This is a genomic window from Deinococcus sp. (assembly GCF_018260555.1).
In the GTDB taxonomy this organism is placed as follows: domain Bacteria; phylum Deinococcota; class Deinococci; order Deinococcales; family Deinococcaceae; genus Deinococcus.
Genome location: NZ_JAGLBB010000064.1, coordinates 1 through 15,758, shown reverse-complemented (window position 1 = coordinate 15,758; position 15,758 = coordinate 1). Strand labels below are relative to the sequence as shown.

The 15,758-nt window shown below is 68.4% G+C and carries 12 protein-coding genes; 7 read left to right on the top strand and 5 right to left on the bottom strand.

The features are described 5' to 3' along the window. The first annotated feature begins 325 nt into the window (after window positions 1-325). Window positions 326-2,737, top strand: coding sequence for a DUF87 domain-containing protein (locus tag QZ271_RS11790; RefSeq protein ID WP_291431689.1), 2,412 nt, complete (start codon window positions 326-328; stop codon window positions 2,735-2,737). Window positions 2,738-3,302: 565 nt separating this feature from the next. Here QZ271_RS11790 and rpmF read toward each other — a convergent pair. Beyond that, window positions 3,303-3,485 (bottom strand): 50S ribosomal protein L32, encoded by a 183-nt coding sequence (rpmF, locus tag QZ271_RS11785; protein ID WP_055363851.1) that lies wholly within the window; start codon window positions 3,483-3,485, stop codon window positions 3,303-3,305. Between the two features lie 242 nt (window positions 3,486-3,727). Here rpmF and QZ271_RS11780 point away from each other — a divergent pair, with 242 nt between their 5' ends. From QZ271_RS11780 to QZ271_RS11760, 5 genes are all read left to right on the top strand, one after another. Continuing rightward, entirely contained in the window at window positions 3,728-4,378 is a 651-nt protein-coding gene (locus QZ271_RS11780; RefSeq protein ID WP_291431685.1) for a trimeric intracellular cation channel family protein, read from the top strand. 153 nt (window positions 4,379-4,531) lie between these two features. Next, on the top strand, window positions 4,532-5,911 hold the full coding sequence (locus tag QZ271_RS11775) for a deoxyribodipyrimidine photo-lyase (RefSeq protein ID WP_291431683.1): 1,380 nt from the start codon (window positions 4,532-4,534) through the stop codon (window positions 5,909-5,911). 9 nt (window positions 5,912-5,920) lie between these two features. Beyond that, window positions 5,921-6,937, top strand: coding sequence for an MBL fold metallo-hydrolase (locus QZ271_RS11770; protein ID WP_291431680.1), 1,017 nt, complete (start codon window positions 5,921-5,923; stop codon window positions 6,935-6,937). A gap of 31 nt (window positions 6,938-6,968) precedes the next feature. Next, window positions 6,969-7,634, top strand: coding sequence for a tRNA (guanosine(18)-2'-O)-methyltransferase TrmH (gene trmH / locus QZ271_RS11765; protein WP_291431678.1), 666 nt, complete (start codon window positions 6,969-6,971; stop codon window positions 7,632-7,634). Window positions 7,635-7,669: 35 nt separating this feature from the next. Then, window positions 7,670-8,902 carry a 2,3-bisphosphoglycerate-independent phosphoglycerate mutase gene (locus tag QZ271_RS11760; RefSeq protein ID WP_291431676.1) on the top strand — a complete coding sequence of 411 codons (1,233 nt, stop codon included), beginning with the start codon at window positions 7,670-7,672 and terminating at the stop codon, window positions 8,900-8,902. A 620-nt stretch (window positions 8,903-9,522) separates the two neighbouring features. On the opposite strand, the gene QZ271_RS11755 is transcribed toward QZ271_RS11760, so the two are convergent. Beyond that, window positions 9,523-10,986 (bottom strand): PLP-dependent aminotransferase family protein, encoded by a 1,464-nt coding sequence (locus QZ271_RS11755; RefSeq protein WP_291431674.1) that lies wholly within the window; start codon window positions 10,984-10,986, stop codon window positions 9,523-9,525. A 105-nt stretch (window positions 10,987-11,091) separates the two neighbouring features. On the opposite strand from QZ271_RS11755, the gene QZ271_RS11750 reads away from it, so the two are divergent. After that, the gene (locus tag QZ271_RS11750; protein ID WP_291431671.1) at window positions 11,092-12,300 is read left to right on the top strand and encodes a benzoate/H(+) symporter BenE family transporter; all 1,209 of its coding nucleotides are present in this window, start codon (window positions 11,092-11,094) and stop codon (window positions 12,298-12,300) included. A gap of 361 nt (window positions 12,301-12,661) precedes the next feature. Here the strand turns inward: QZ271_RS11750 and QZ271_RS11745 are convergent, their stop codons facing one another. The 3 genes from QZ271_RS11745 to groES form a co-directional block, all read right to left on the bottom strand. Next, window positions 12,662-13,222, bottom strand: coding sequence for an ATP-binding protein (locus QZ271_RS11745; protein ID WP_291431669.1), 561 nt, complete (start codon window positions 13,220-13,222; stop codon window positions 12,662-12,664). Between the two features lie 202 nt (window positions 13,223-13,424). Continuing rightward, complete coding sequence (groL, locus tag QZ271_RS11740) at window positions 13,425-15,059, bottom strand: chaperonin GroEL (protein WP_291431667.1); 1,635 nt, start codon at window positions 15,057-15,059, stop codon at window positions 13,425-13,427. A 138-nt stretch (window positions 15,060-15,197) separates the two neighbouring features. Beyond that, the gene (gene groES / locus QZ271_RS11735) at window positions 15,198-15,485 is read right to left on the bottom strand and encodes a co-chaperone GroES (RefSeq protein ID WP_291431665.1); all 288 of its coding nucleotides are present in this window, start codon (window positions 15,483-15,485) and stop codon (window positions 15,198-15,200) included. Between the last annotated feature and the right edge of the window lie 273 nt (window positions 15,486-15,758).

The following is a 15,758-nucleotide window of genomic DNA, read 5'->3' as shown; positions in this document are numbered from 1 at the left end:
GGTCAGCGTGTTCACGGGGGATATTCTCATGCCCAATTTCTCTGTCTGATCGTCCCCTGCTGAGCAGTTACCTTCAAAGTACTTAAATAAAAAAGCCCGTCCTGCGCGGACGGTGATAAGGAAAGAATAGCGCGGTATGCAGGGCGTGTCAACGCCTGCGCCCGGGCTGGGCAAATGGCGTGCTGGTCGGCCTTTCCAGCTACGGGCTATGCGGCGCTTGCATGCTGTTGCTGCCGTACGGGGCGCACAGGCTGGGGGGGGCTGGTGCGCCCCGGCGGGCCGGGTGTTTATGCTGGGGGCGTTCCAAAGCTTGGCTGGAGGTCAGATGCAGGATTACGAGAAACTGGGCGCGTTCTATCTGGGCAGGACGGTTGACCCGAACACGAACCAACCGACGGATGAGCTGCTGCTGTACGACAGCGCGGACCTGACCACGCACGCCGTGATTATCGGCATGACCGGCAGCGGCAAGACGGGCCTGGGCCTGGGCCTGATCGAGGAGGCCCTGATGGACGGCGTGCCGGTTCTGGCCATCGATCCGAAGGGGGATCTGGGGAACCTGCTGCTGACCTTCCCGGACCTCGCGCCGGGCGATTTCCGCCCGTGGGTGGATGAGGCGGAGGCCGCGCGGGCGGGCGTGTCCGCCGATGACCTGGCGGCGCAGAAGGCGGCGTTGTGGCGCGCGGGGCTGGGCGAGTGGGGCCAGAGCGGCGAGCGCATCCGGACGCTGCGCGGGAAGGCGGATTTCGCGGTGTACACGCCGGGTGGCAGCGCGGGCCTGCCGGTCAGCGTCCTGAAGGGCTTCGACGCGCCGCCCCCGGAGATCATGGATGACGCGGACGCCCTGCGCGAGCGCATTCAGGGGACCGTGACGGGCCTGCTGGGCCTGCTGGGCATCAACGCCGATCCCATGCGCTCGCGCGAGCACGTGCTGCTGTCGAACCTGCTGGGGCACGCGTGGGGCGAGGGACGGTCGCTGGACATGGGCGGCCTGATCGCCGGGATTCAGGCGCCGCCGTTCACGCAGATCGGGGTGATGCCCGTGGACGCCTTCTACCCCCCGAAGGAGCGTTTCGAGCTGGCCATGAGCCTGAACAACCTGCTGGCCTCGCCGGGTTTCGCCGCGTGGACGCAGGGTGAGCCGCTGGACGTGAGCCGCTTCCTGTTCACGCCGGACGGGAAACCGCGCGTGTCGGTCATGAGCATCGCGCACCTGAACGATTCCGAACGCATGTTCTTCGTCTCCATGCTGCTCAATGCCACCCTCGCGTGGATGCGCACGCAGTCCGGCACGAGCAGCCTGCGCGCCGTGCTGTACATGGACGAGATCGCCGGGTACTTCCCGCCGAACGGCAATCCGCCCAGCAAGCCGCCCATGCTGACCCTGCTGAAACAGGCGCGCGCGTTCGGTCTGGGCGTCGTCCTGTCCACGCAGAACCCCGTGGACCTGGATTACAAGGGCCTGAGCAACACCGGAACCTGGATGATCGGCCGTCTCCAGACCGACAACGACAAGGCCCGCGTCCTGGAGGCGTTGCAGGGCGCGACCAGCGGCCCCGGCGCCCTGACCCGCGATCAACTCGACGCCCTGCTGTCCGGCCTGGGCAAGCGCGTGTTCCTGATGCACAACGTGCACGAGGCGCGCCCCACGCTGTTCACGACCCGCTGGACCATGAGTTACCTCGCCGGGCCGATCACCGGCACGCAGATCCGGCGGCTGATGGGGGAGAGGAAGGCAGATGGCGGAGGGCAGACGGCAGATGGCCAGACTGTGGCTTTGCCTTCGGCCACCAGCCTTGAGCCTTCTGCGGCGGCAAAACCCGTGGTGCCGCCCGGCGTTACCGAGGTCTTCGTGCCCACGTCCCAGGCGGACGTGCAGTACCACGCGCAACTCCTGGCGGTGGCGCAGGTGCGTTACGTTTCCGTGAAGTACCGCCTGGACGTGGCAGGCGTGCTGCCGCTCGTGGCCGACGTGACCGACGGTCCCATTCCCGTGAGCTGGGACGAGGCGACCGAACTGCACATCGACCCGGGCACGTTGCAGCAGGCGGGCGTGGACGGCGCGACCTTCTCGGACGTGCCGGCGGCGCTGCTGAACGCGAAGAACCACGCGCGCTGGGCGAAGGAAGCCGCGAGGTTCGTGGCGGGCAGCCGACCCCTGACGCTGTGGCAGGAGCCGGGCAGCGGCCTGATCAGCGCGCCCGGCGAGACCGAGGGCGATTTTCGCGCACGGGCCAGTCTGGCCGGCCGGGAGGCCAGGGACGCCGCCGTGCAGAAACTCCGCGCGAGGTACGGCCCGAAAGTCGCGGCCCTTCAGGACCGCCTGGCGCGCGCGCAGTTGAAGGTGCAGCAGCAGCAGGCACAGGCGCAGCAGGCCCAACTTCAGACGGCCATGAGCGTCGGCGCGGGCGTGCTGGGCGCGCTGTTCGGCGGCGGCCGGAAGACGACCGCGCTGCGGAGCGGCGTGTCCGGCGTGGGCCGTTCCATGCGCGAAGGGCAGGACGTGCAGGCCGCGCAGACCGAGATGATGCAGGTCGCCGGGCAACTGGAGGACCTGCAGGCCCAGGTGCAGGCCGAGGTGGACGCCCTGACCCTGACCGCCAGCAGCGACCTGCTGCGCCTGGACGTGAAGGCCAAGAGTACCGACGTGACCGTGCCGCTGGTCGCGCTGGCGTGGCTGCCTTACACCCACGGGGCCAGCGGCATGCTGACACCCGCCTGGGACACGCCCACCTGACTATGCTGAGCGCGGCCTCGTCCAACAGAGGAGAGGCCGCGCCTCGCCAACCGCCGGAAGAACATAAAAAATCCGCCTTCCCAGGCGGTTGTTTCGGTTTACCACTCTGATGTTGGGGGAGCACCGAGGGGTTTCCTCGATTGATAAGCTCAGAATAGCGCGGTATGCAGGCATCGTCAAGTCCATGCGGGGCTGACGCAAAAGATCGTGTGGCGCGCAGTTTTTGTCTGGAGGGCCGACCTTGTATGCAACGGCAGCGGGCCAGGACGGGTTGCCCGCCATGATCTGGCTGGAACTCCTGACCGACCCCTGATCGGGCCACCAGAGGAGAAAATGAAAAATCCGCCCTCTGCGGACGGTGATAAGGAAAGGATACCCCGGTATTCACGGTGGGTCAAGCCAGACCCGGCGGTCCAGACCTGAAGGCCGGGAAGGGCGTCCAGCAGCGGGTTTTCCTCTGTGCCGGAAAGAGCTGGATGTGGGAGACGGTCTGCATAGGCCCGTGCCCGTGGTAAATGAACGACGCCCTCCGCAGAGGGAGGGCGTTCGTTCGGTGCGACTCGTCTTAGACGGCCAGCACCTGGCGGCCGTCGTAGTAACCGCAGCTGGGGCAGATGTGGTGGCTGAGCTTCTTCGCGTGGCACTGGGGGCACTCGGTCAGGTTGGGTGCCACGAGGGCGTGGTGGCTGCGGCGCATGTCGCGCTTGCTCTTGCTGGTTTTCTTCTTGGGGACGGGGTGCTTGGCCATGATTTTTCTCCTGGGCCGCACGGCGTTTCTCGCCGGGGCGCGATTCTCTGCCCACAAGGAACCCGGGCGAGACAACAGCGGGGAGTATAGCACAGCTCTCCCGTAAGCTACCAGTGTAGCCGGGCAGTCACGGCAGGGCTGCGCTCTGCACGGCGCGCAGCCGGCTCCCAGCCCGCCTCCACGTTACAGGCGGAGCAGACACGGGCGTGCCGGAAGGTCGGGCGCTCCGGTACAGTTGACGGGTGCATGAACTGCAGTGGACTCCCATCACGCTGGCGACCGGCCTGCACGTCCTGGACCTGATCGGGGTTGTGGCGTTCGCCATGTCGGGCGCGTTGCTGGGCGTGCGCAAGCGCTTCGATCTGTTCGGGGTGCTGGTGCTGGGCTGCGTGACGGCCGTGGGGGGAGGCGCGATCCGTGACACGCTGACCGGGCAGACGCCGCCGTTGTTCCTGCGGGACGAGACGTACCTGTGGGCGGCCCTGGCCGGCGCGGCGCTGGCCTTCGCGTTCGGGGAGCGACTGGCGCGCTTCGAGCGGACTCTCAGCGTGTTCGATACGGCCGGACTGGCCCTGTTCGCGGCGTCTGGGGCGATCAGCGCGATCAACTTCGGGCTGGGGCCGCTGGGCGTGGTGTTCGCCGGGATGCTCTCCGGGGTGGGCGGCGGGATCATCCGCGACCTGATCGCCAACGAGGTCCCGGAAGTCATGTACCGCCGCGATCAGCTGTACGCCACGGCCGCCGCCGCCGGGGCGCTGACGGTGTGGCTGCTGCACGCGCACGTCACGCCGTTCCAGGCGCAGTTTGCGGGGGCGGGCATGGTCGTCGCGCTGCGCTGGCTGTCCCGGCGCGGCTGGGTGAACCTGCCCGTGCGCCGCCTGCCCGAACCCTGATCACGGCGCGCCCTGCCCGCGGCGCGCTCTGCCCACGGTGCGCCCTGCCCACGGCGTGACCGGACGGCCACCCACCCCTCACCCGCAGCTTCGGCCGGGGCGGGTAAGCGTTCCCACCGTCCCGTGCGGGCCGGGACTGGTAGAACGGCAGGCATGATTCACGATTCGCGCGTGCAGGTCCTGCGGCCCGGCACGCCCCGCCGCCAGGGCTTCGTGCTGCTGTGGGTGCAGGCCAGCGTCCGCACCCGCGACAATCACGCGTTGGAATACGGGGTGCGCGAGGCCAACCGGCTGGGCCTGCCCCTGGTGGCCGCGTTCGGTCTGACGCCGGGTTACCCGGAAGCGAACGCCCGCCACTACGCGTACCTGCTCGAGGGCCTGCGGGACCTGCGCGTGAACCTCGCGGCGCGCGGGATTCCGCTGCGGGTCACGCTGGGCGACCCGCCCGCCACGATCCTGCACGCAGCGCAGGAGGGCGCGGCGCTCGTCGTGACCGACGTGGGCTACACCCGCATCCAGCGCGAGTGGCGCGGGTGGCTGGCCGCCCGGCTGGACGTGCCGCTCGTGCAGGTGGAATCCGAGGCCCTCATTCCCGTGCGGGTGGTGAGCGGCAAGCAGGAGTACGCGGCGCGCACCATCCGCCCCAAACTTCACCGGCTGTGGCACGACTACCTCGCGCCGCTGGAATCCCACGACCTGAACCAGCAGGCACGCGACTGGCAGCCCGGCGAGGACCTGAGCGACCCCGCCGCCCTTCTGGCCACCCTCCCGGTAGACCACAGCGTGCCCCCCGGCGAGGAGGAAGGCGGAGAGAACGCCGCACACGACCTGCTGGAGGACTTCATTACCCGCAAGCTCGACGCCTACGACACCCGCCGCAGCGACCCCACCGTGGACGGCAGCAGCCGCCTGAGTGCCCACCTGCACTACGGGCAGCTCTCCCCGCTGAGCGCCGCCCTCGCCGCGCGCGAACACGGCGGCCCCGGCGCGGACGCCTTCCTGGAAGAACTGATCGTGCGGCGCGAACTCAGCTTCAACTACACGACCTACAACCCCCACTACGACCGCTACGAGGGCCTGCCCGGCTGGGCGCGCGCCACACTGCAAGAACACGCCGGGGACCGCCGCGAACACACCTACACCCGCGCCGAACTGGACGGGGCGCAGACGCACGACCCGTACTGGAACGCCGCGCAACGCCAGATGACCCGCACCGGCCGCATGCACAACTCCATGCGCATGTACTGGGGCAAGAAAGTCCTCGAATGGACACCCACCCCGCAAGGAGCCTTCGACACGCTGATCTGGCTGAATAACCGCCACGAGCAGGACGGCCGCGACCCGAACTCCTGGGTGGGCGTCGGCTGGATCTTCGGCCTGCACGACCGCCCCTGGACGCGCCGCCCCATCTTCGGCACGGTCCGCTACATGAACGCCGGCGGCCTGAAACGCAAATTCGACATTGACCGCTACGCCCGGCAGTGGGCGCAGGAAGGAAGACCCGATCACCCCACCGGGCCTCCCAGCCGCTAGAGTCCGCTCATGACCGACGCTGCCTCTCTTCCCGCGCGGCACGTCACGGGTGGCGGTACGCGCGTGTACACCCTGCCTGTGCGGGCCTTCCCGAACTTCCGTGCGAACACTTACCTGCTGGTGCGCGGCGACCCGCACGCGCCCTCGTATGCGGCGCTGGTGGATACCGGCGGGAGCGGCCCGGACAACCTGGGGGACCTTCAGGCGGGCTTCGCGGCGGTGCGGGCCGGGTACGGTGAAGGGGCCACGCTGGGCACCCTGACCCGGATTGTGATCACGCACCCGCACCCGGATCACCTGGGCGGCCTGAGCGCCCTGCGTGAGCACACGGACGCGCCCGTGGCGGCCTTCCACAGCGCCGCGCCGTTCATCGAGCAACCCGGCGCGCTCCAGGCAGCGTGGCTGACCCCGCCCGACGCGCAGGCCGTGTGGCTGGGCCTCCCGCCCGGCAGTGAACTGGACGGCCGTTTCCGCCGCCGGGGCTCGACCCTGAGTGTCCCGCACAGCACTCCAGTCGCCACGCCCCTGCACGACGGGGACCTGCTGGACGACCTGCTGCACGTCATTCACACGCCGGGGCACGAGGGCAACCAGATCTGCCTGCGCGTGGACGAGGTGCTGCTGAGCGCCGATCACCTGCTGCCGCTGAACTCGCCGCCGCTGATGCCCGCCCGCTTCCTGCGCGGCAGTGGCTTGGCCGCCTACCTGAACTCACTGGACCGCGTGGAGCGGCTGGGCGGCGTGACCCTCGCGCTGGGCGGGCACGACGCCCCCATGCCCGACCCCCGCGCCCGCATTCACGCGCTGCGGGCGCGCACGCACGAGAAACTGGACGGACTGCTCGCCGCCTGCACGCACCCCATGACCATCCACGACCTGCTGCCCGCCCTGCACCCGCGCCTGCGGTCCATTCAGGCGGTCCTGCTGCTCGACCAGACGGCCGCGCTGACCGAGTACCTCGCGCAGACAGGCGCGCTGAGCGAAACCACCCGCGAGGACGGCGCGGGCCTGTTCACCCGCGCCTGAACCGGCGCGCCGTGCGTTACCCTGGAGCGTTATGACCCCGGAGCGTTACGCGAAAATCATGCGGGTGCTGAGCCGACGCCAGCCGACCCTGACCGTCCTGATGGACCAGGTGAACAAACCCCACAACCTGTCCGCCATCATCCGCACCTGCGACGCCGTGGGCGTCCTCGAGGCGCACGCCGTGGCCCCCAGGGGCGGGAAACTCGCGGAATTCGACGGCCACACCTTCGAGGCCACGAGCGGCAGCGCCCACAAGTGGGTGACCGTCCACCGCCACGCGGACGCCACGCAGGCCGTGCGTGACCTGCAGGCCCAGGGCGTGCAGGTGCTCGCCACGCACCTCTCGCAGCGCAGCGTGGACTACCGAGACGCCGACTACACCCGCCCCACCTGCGTGCTGCTGGGCGCCGAGAAGTGGGGCGTGGGCGACGAGGCCGCCGACGCCGCCGACGGGAACATCATCATCCCCATGTACGGCATGGTGCAGAGCCTGAACGTCTCGGTGGCCGCCGCGACCATCCTGTTCGAAGCGCAGCGCCAGCGCCTGGCCGCCGGGATGTACGACGCGCCGCAATTGACCCCGCAAGCCCTCGCGGACCGCGCCTTCGAATGGGCGTACCCGGACCTGGCCCCCGCCTACCGCGAACGCGGCGAAGCTTACCCCACGCTGGACGAGCACGGGCAGATCCTCGCTTGACCGGCCCCTTTCGTGCCCAGCGTACACTGAACTCCATGAGCGACCTTCTGGATACCATCCGCGACCTCGCCAAACCCACCGACAGCAAGATCCTGATGGTCGTCCTCGACGGCGTCGGCGGCCTGCCCCTCGAAACGAACGGCGACACCGAACTCGCCACGGCAAAAACCCCCAACCTCGACGCGCTCGCCGCGCAGAGCCAGCTGGGCGCCGTCGAACTGGTCGGCGCCGGCATCACGCCCGGCAGCGGCCCCGGCCACCTGAGCCTCTTCGGGTACGACCCCCTGCGCTACGTCGTCGGACGCGGCGCCCTGAGCGCCGTCGGCATCGGCGTGAAACTCGGCGCGGGCGACGTCGCCGTGCGCGGCAACTTCGCCACCCTCGGCGAGGGCCGCCGCGTCCTCGACCGCCGCGCCGGCCGCCCCAGCGACCAGAAGAACGCCGAGATCGTCAGCAAACTCAAGGCCGCCATCCCCGACATCGACGGCACGCCCGTCGAGATCCACACCGAATCCGAACACCGCTTCGTGGTCGTCTTCCGCGCCAGCAGCGCCAGCCCCCTCGGCGCGAACCTCAGCGACGTGGACCCCCAGGCGACCGGCGTGCCCCCCCTGAGCGCCCACGCGCACGACGACGCCAGCCAGAAAACCGCGCACCTCGTCAACACCTTCGTCCAGCGCGCCGAGGAAACCCTCAAGGGCGAACAGCAGGTCAACGGCGTCCTCTTCCGCGGCTACAGCGACGTCCCCCACTTCCCCAGCTTCCACGACGCCTACCAGCTGCGCGCCGCCTGCATCGCCAGCTACCCCATGTACAAAGGCCTCGCCAGCCTCGTCGGCATGGACATTCTTCCCGTCCAGGGCGAAGAAGACGCCCTGGACGGCAAAGTCCAGGCCCTCAAAGACCACTGGACCAAGTACGACTTCTTCTACTTCCACATCAAGAAAACCGACAGCACCGGCGAGGACGGCGACTTCGCAGCCAAAGTCAAGAAGATCGAACTGTTCGACGCCCTGCTCCCCCACCTCCTCGCCCTGAACCCCGACGTGATCGCCATCGTCGGCGACCACAGCACCCCCAGCCGACTCGCCACGCACTCCTGGCACCCCGTACCCCTCCTGATCCGCAGCGACTACGGCCGCAAAGACGCCGCCCAGCGCTACACCGAAGACGAAGCCCTCAAAGGCAGCCTCGGCCTGCGCAAAGGCACCGACCTGATGCCCCTGCTGATGGCAAACGCCCTGAAACTCAATAAGTACGGCGCGTAAGGTCCGCTCGCTTCCGGCAGCCCCTCCCGCTCTGGGAGGGGTTTTTCTGTTGGCAGCTGTGGCTCTGCTGGTTGGAAGGTGGGTGCCTGGCGGCGCGCGGCCCCACCCCCCAGCCCCCTGCCCCTCTGGGGTAGGGGGAGCAGTCGCTGCGCTCGGCAAGAGTTTCTACTTGGGTGGCGCGCTTGTGTCGGGCGGTGACGTGTCCGGCCTCGACGCCATCCTGCCGTGCCCGGTGGAAGGCCCGCGCGCTACGCGCACGACGGCCGGTGGTGATCTGCGGTCAGGGGCAGGGCACCTTGATTCCGGCTACTGATCGACTTTGAAAACCAAGCCTTTGCCGAAGCCCAAAAAGTAGGACCTTCCAGCACGCGTCAAGCCACACGGCCACGCAATCGTCGTGGCAACGCGGCCCGTCGTGCGCGCAGCGCGCGGGGCGAACGGCGCGGGCGCGGAGGATGGCGTGTGAGCCGGAACCAAACCCGCCGACTACCTGCCACGCAAGCCCACGAAATCCCTGCCCAGTGCCAACGTTGCTCCCCCTGCCCCCCTGGGGTAGGGGGCTGGGGGGTGGGGAGGCCCGCCGCCAGGCGCCCACCTTCCAACCCACAGCCCGCCCCTGTTCACGCCAGCCGGTCACTCCCTCTGCTGGTGAATTCCGCCCATGCCCGTGAGAGTCGAGTGACCGCTTCGGGGATGTGGTCGGGGTGGAGGGTGAAGGGGAGGCGCAGGTACTGGTCTGGGAGGGGTTCGACGCCCATGCTGGCGCCGGGGAAGAGGCGCAGGCCGTGGCGGGCGGCGTGGTGGGTGTAGGCGCTGGCGGTGGGGGTGGGGAGTTGGACCCAGAGGAACTGGCCGCCGTGGGGGGTGGTGAAGGTCCAGTCGGGGAGGTGGGTGCGCAGGAGGTGGGCGAGGTGGTCACGGGCGGGGGTGATGGCGTCGCGGCGTTCCTGGCGCAGGGTGGGGAGGTTCTGGAGGAGCTGGAGTGCGGCGTGCTGGGCGGGGTGGCTGCTGCCGAAGTCGGCGAGGGTTTTGGCCTGGGTGAGGGGGGCAGTGAGGGTGGGGGGGACGCGCATCCAGCCGACGCGCAGTCCTGCCCAGTACAGTTTTGAGAGGGAGCCGACGTTGATGATGGGGGCGTGTGGGGCGTGGGCGCTGAGGCGGGGTGGGGGGCGGCGTGGGTGGTCGTGGGGGTCGAAGCTGAGGTCGGTGAGGGTGTCGTCTTCGATGGTGGGGAGGTGCGTGTCGTGAATGAATGCGGCGAGGCGGGCGCGGGCGTGGGCGGGGAGGACGGTGCCGGTGGGGTTCTGGTAGGTGGGGGTGAGGAACGCGAGTCGGGGTGCGTGGGTGCGGGCGAGGGTGATGAACGTGTCGGGGTTCACGCCGTGGGGCGTGATGGGGACGCCGGTGAGGGTGGCGCCGGTGGCGCGGATCACGTCGATGGCGCCGAAGAACGTGGGGCTTTCGAGAAGGGCGTGGTCGCCGCGGCGTAGCAGGGTGGTGGCGGTGAGGGCAATGGCCTGCTGTGCGCCGGTGGTGACGATGATCTGTTCGGGTGTGGTGGGGACGCCCTGCGTGGCGTACAGTTCGGCGATGCAGGCGCGCAGGTCCGGGAGGCCGAGTGGGTGGTAGAGGCTTTCCTGGAAGGCGTCCAGGGTGGCTTCGCGTAGGCGCTGGCGTTGCGGTTCGGTAAGAAGGGGAACGGCGATGGTGAAGTCCAGTTCGGTCAGGCTGGTCCGGGTGGGGTGTGGGGCGGGGCTGACGGGCGTGCGGAGTGTGAGGACGGGCGCGGTGCGGGGGGCGCTGCCTGAGACGTGGGTGCCGCTGCCGACGCGCCGTGTGACCCAGCCGCTGGCGGCGAGGTCGTCGAGGGCCTGTGCGACGGTGTTGCGGCTGAGGCCGAGCAGGGCGGCCAGGGGGCGTTCGGCGGGCAGGCGTTCGCCGGGGCTGAGCTGTCCGGTGCTGATCAGGGTTTGCAGGGTGCTGGTCAGGCGGCCCTGGAGGGTGGGTGCGGTGGGGTCGCGGCGCCATCCGGTGAGCAGCGCGGCCCAGCGGGGGGCGTCTGGCAGGGTGTGGTGGGGGGGCACCGGTTCAGGGTACGGCGGTGGCCGGGTCGGGGTGGGCCACTGGTGGGCCATTCGGGTGGCCATTGCCACTGCCGGGTGGGCCATTGACCGCGCAGACTGTGGGGCATGACCGCCTTGCCCGCCCCGTCCCGTTCGTTCTGGCAGGATTCCAATTCCGGCGCGGTGCTCAGTGGCCTGATTACCATGCTGATCGGGTGGGCGGGGCCGAACGTGCTGATCTACTCGGTCGCGCAGGCCGCGCACCTGAGTGACGGCGCGGCCATGTCGTGGTTATGGGCGCACGCGCTCCTGGCGGGCCTGACCGGTATTCTGCTGAGCCTGGGGACGCGCATGCCGGTCCTGATCACCTGGAGTACGCCGGGGATCGCGTTCCTGGTGACGGCGCTGCCCGGCATTCCCTTTGCGGAGGCGGTCGGGGCGTTCGTCACCAGCGGGCTGCTGGTCGTGCTGCTGGGCACCTTCAGGCCGCTTACACAGGCGTTGCAGCGTATTCCTGCGCCGCTGGCGGCCGCGCTGAACGCCGCGATTCTGCTGCCGTTCGGGTTCCGGGCCTTGCAGGCGTTCGGGGAGACCCCGGCGCTGGTGGGCGTGATGATCCTCACGTACTTCGCGTTGCGGCAACTCGCGCCGCGTTGGGCGGTGGCGGGCGTGCTGTTGGTCGGCGTGATCGCCAGCGCCGCCCTGAACCTGTGGCACCCGGCCCCCGTGGCGCTGGCCCTGACTCGCCCGGAGTTCGTGATGCCTGCTTTCAGCCTGCACGCCACCCTGAACCTCGCGCTGCCGCTGACGCTGCTGGCCTTCACGGGGCAGTTCGTGCCGGGGTTCGGCGTGCTGAAAACCAACGGGTACGAGCCCGCGCCGGGGCCGATCCTGCGGGCCTGCGGGGCGGCCAGCGTGGCGGCTGCGTTCGCCGGCTGCCACAACCTGACGCTGGGGGCGCTGCTGGCCAACATCGTCAGCGGCCCCGAGGCGCACCCGGACGCGCAGCGGCGCTACACGGCCGCCGTGTGGGCCGGGGTGTTCAACATTGGCGTGGGCCTGTTCGCCGGGACGTTCCTGCACCTGATGGGGATCCTGCCCGCGCAGGCCATTGCCGCGCTGGCCGGGCTGGCCCTGCTGTCCGCTGTGGGCAGCAGCCTCCAGGGGGCCTTTCAGGGCGCGGCGGCGGGGCAACTGGCCGCGCCGGTCGTGCTGCTCGTGACACTCAGCGGGATCACGCCGCTGGGGATCGGGGCGGCCTTCTGGGGCATTCTGGCCGGACTGGCCGTTCACTGGACCGAGGAGCGCGCCGCGTCCCCACGCACGACCCACTGAACACAGAACACGCTCCACCCACTTGACAGCGTAACGGATCGCTGGTACACTTCCCTTCTGATCTGAAAAGATCGTGCAGTGCAGTCCACGTTGTACACGAATGCACTTGAGGGAGGCGCCCACCTCTAGGAGTCACAAAAACACGGGCGCGCGAACAGCGGCAGAGGCCGGTCACACCGGCCCCCCTGATCCCCCAGAAAGCCACCCACGCGGTGGCTTTTCTCATACGGACTCCGGGTTGAATGGGCTGCAAGGACCATTCAACCCGAGCGAAGCGAGTGGGAGTAGGGCGGGCTCCGGACGTGGAGCCGGCCATCCGGCGAAGTTCCGGACCTGTCAGCGAAACAAACGGAAGTCCGTATCATTCCCGTTCCACCCCACCCAGACCGCGAGGCAGGCGCGCCAGCCAGGCCAGCACGCCGGGCAGCGCGTCTTCACCGGTCGTCTCGACCGTCAGGCACGGCGCGTCGCCAAGGTCCAGCGGCGTCCAGCAGCAGTGATCCGGCAGGGTAGCGTAGTCCATGGGCAGGTCGATGCTCGGCCGCCGTCCCGATGCCACCCGCGCGTCGTGCCGGGCCTGCAACACGGTCAGCGGCGCGTGACAGAACACCTGCGCGACCCTCGCCCCGTGTGCCTGGGCCAGCTTCAGGATGTGCGTCTCGCTGACCCCGTGGTAGAAGTGCGATTCCAGCACGGTGCACACGCCTGCGGCGAGGGTGACGCCCGCGACGTGCCACATCAGATCAAAGCTCAGCGGTCCTGAGACGGCGCGCTCCAGCCCTGGCAGGCGAGCCAGCAGCAGCGCCTTGTACTCGTCCTTCGTCACGAACGGCACGCTTAGCGCCCTTGCCAGTCGCGCTCCCAGCGTGGATTTTCCGGAGGCGGGCATGCCCGAGACGATCAGCAGCAGGGGCGGCGACATGAACGGCAGATTACTGCTTTCGGCGCTCACAGGCAGGCAGACTTCAGCAGCATGACAGACGGGGCAAGCCGGAGTATACCGCCCCGGCCACACATGAAAGCCGCCCACCTTTTCGGATGGGCGGCTTGCGTTTGGTGGCCTCAGACTCGGGGGCGGCCCCCCGTCTTCCTTGACCAATTCACGCAGGGGTGCTTGCTCTTGGTTAGAAGTCCATGCCGCCCATGTCAGGGCCGCCGGCGGGCGCGGGGGCAGCCTTCTCGGGCTTGTCGCTGACGATGGCTTCGGTGGTGAGGATCAGCGCGCCGATGCTGGCGGCGTTCTGCAGCGCGGTGCGGGTGACCTTGGCGGGATCGACGATGCCGGCGGCGACCATGTCGTCGACGTACTCGCTGGTGGCGGCGTTGAAGCCGAAGCGGGGCTTGTCGCTGTTGATGACGGCGTTCACGATGACGCTGCCTTCCTCACCGGCGTTCGCGGCGATCTGACGGGCGGGCTCTTCGAGCGCGCGGATCAGGATGCGGGCGCCGGTAGCTTCGTCGCCGCTGAGGGCCTCGGCGGCCTTGCGGACGGCGGGGATGATGCGCAGCAGCGTGGTGCCGCCGCCGGAGACGATGCCTTCCTCGACCGCGCTGCGGGCGGTGCTCAGGGCGTCCTCGTAGCGGTGCTTCTTCTCTTTGAGTTCCGTTTCGGTGGCGGCACCGACGCGGATGACGGCAACGCCACCGGCCAGTTTGGCGAGGCGTTCCTGGAGTTTTTCCTTGGCGTAGTCGCTGTCGGTGGTGTCCAGTTCGCCCTTGATGGCGTTGACGCGGGCGTCGATCTGGGCCTGCTCACCTTTACCGTCAACAATGGTGGTTTCGTCCTTGGTGATGCGGACGCGGGTGGCGCGGCCGAGCATTTCCATGCTGGTGTTCTCCAGCTTGTGACCCAGGTCTTCGCTGACGACTTCCCCGCCGGTGACGGCGGCGATATCGCGCAGCATTTCCTTGCGGCGGTCGCCGAAGCCGGGGGCCTTGACGGCGGCGATGTTCAGCGTGCCGCGCAGCTTGTTGACGACCAGGGTGGCCAGCGCTTCGCCTTCGACGTCCTCGGCGATGATCAGGAGAGGCCGGCCGGTCTGCGCGACCTTCTCGAGGACGGGCAGCAGGTCTTTCAGGGCGCTGACTTTCTTCTCGTAGATCAGGATGTAGGCGTCTTCAAGGACGGCTTCCATGGTGTCGGGGCTGGTGATGAAGTAGGGGCTGATGTAGCCCTTGTCGAACTGCATGCCTTCCACGACGTCCACTTCGGTGTCGAAGCCCTTGGACTCCTCGATGGTGATGACGCCTTCCTTGCCGACCTTGTCCATCGCGTTGGCGATTTCCTCGCCGACCTGCTCGTCGTTGGCGCTGATGCCCGCGACTTTCTTGATGGCTTCGCTGTCCTCGACGGGCACGGCGAGTTTCTTGATCTCTTCGATGGCGACCAGGACGGCCTTGTCGATACCGCGTTTCAGGGCCAGCGGGTTGGCGCCGGCAGCGACGTTCCGCAGACCTTCTTTCACGATGGCCTGGCCGAGGACGGTGGCGGTGGTGGTGCCGTCACCCGTGATGTCGTTGGTCTTGCTGGCGACTTCTTTCAGCAGCTGCGCGCCGATGTTCTCGAGTTTGTCCTCGAGTTCGACTTCCTTGGCGACGGTGACGCCGTCCTTGGTGATGGTCGGGCTGCCGAATTTCTTCTCGATGACGACGTTCCGGCCGCGCGGCCCGAGGGTCACTTTGACGGCGTTGGCGACGGCGTTCACGCCTCGTTCAAGGGCGCGGCGGGCTTGTTCATCAAACACGAGTTGCTTGGCCATGGTGGGGCTCCTTTGGGGGCGGTGAGCGCAGAGCGCTGGGCTCTGGGGTCACGCCGGTTGAGTTGGGGATGGGGGCTGCCCGTTGAGGGAAGCGGTCAGTGCCGCTGACTGAGGCCCGGGGGCTCAGTCGGGAGCGACTTACTCGACGATGGCGAGGATGTCGCGTTCGGCGAGGATGGAGTAGTTCTTGCCTTCGAGGGTGACTTCGGTTCCGCCGTACTTGGCGAAGTAGACGGTGTCGCCTTCTTTCACATCCAGGGCCACGCGGGTGCCGTTGTCGAGCACCTTGCCGTTGCCGACAGCGACAACCTTGCCGCGCTGGCTTTTCTCTTTGGCGGTGTCGGGGACGTACAGGCCGCCAGCAGTCTTCTGCTCGGCTTCCTCAATGATTTCAACCAGAACGCGGTCACCTAAGGGTTTCAGCATGTTGTGTCCTCCTGTGAATGTGGGATATGGAGCTTCGGCGTGCCGGATGACTCCGGCTGTTTTTTGCCGTTCCGCACGCAATCCTAGGCCCGCAGTGACAAAAATGTCAAGTTGGGGAATCCGACAATTTGAGTGCAATGCGCTCAAGGTGCGCCAGCACGCGCAAAGCGCATATGCGCTTGCAATCTCATAGGTCTAATGTATATACGTAAGCGGAACATACGCCTGCCCTTTAGTGACCCGCCTACCCCGTTCAGGAGGACCCGCATGGCC

Bases quoted from the DNA above. Each gene is read 5' to 3' on its own strand.
- groES (WP_291431665.1), bottom strand. From the start codon at position 15,485: ATGCTGAAACCCTTAGGTGACCGCGTTCTGGTTGAAATCATTGAGGAA.
- QZ271_RS11790 (WP_291431689.1), top strand. From the start codon at position 326: ATGCAGGATTACGAGAAACTGGGCGCGTTCTATCTGGGCAGGACGGTT.
- QZ271_RS11775 (WP_291431683.1), top strand. From the start codon at position 4,532: ATGATTCACGATTCGCGCGTGCAGGTCCTGCGGCCCGGCACGCCCCGC.
- QZ271_RS11760 (WP_291431676.1), top strand. From the start codon at position 7,670: ATGAGCGACCTTCTGGATACCATCCGCGACCTCGCCAAACCCACCGAC.
- QZ271_RS11745 (WP_291431669.1), bottom strand. From the start codon at position 13,222: ATGTCGCCGCCCCTGCTGCTGATCGTCTCGGGCATGCCCGCCTCCGGA.
- trmH (WP_291431678.1), top strand. From the start codon at position 6,969: ATGACCCCGGAGCGTTACGCGAAAATCATGCGGGTGCTGAGCCGACGC.
- QZ271_RS11750 (WP_291431671.1), top strand. From the start codon at position 11,092: ATGACCGCCTTGCCCGCCCCGTCCCGTTCGTTCTGGCAGGATTCCAAT.
- rpmF (WP_055363851.1), bottom strand. From the start codon at position 3,485: ATGGCCAAGCACCCCGTCCCCAAGAAGAAAACCAGCAAGAGCAAGCGC.
- QZ271_RS11770 (WP_291431680.1), top strand. From the start codon at position 5,921: ATGACCGACGCTGCCTCTCTTCCCGCGCGGCACGTCACGGGTGGCGGT.
- groL (WP_291431667.1), bottom strand. From the start codon at position 15,059: ATGGCCAAGCAACTCGTGTTTGATGAACAAGCCCGCCGCGCCCTTGAA.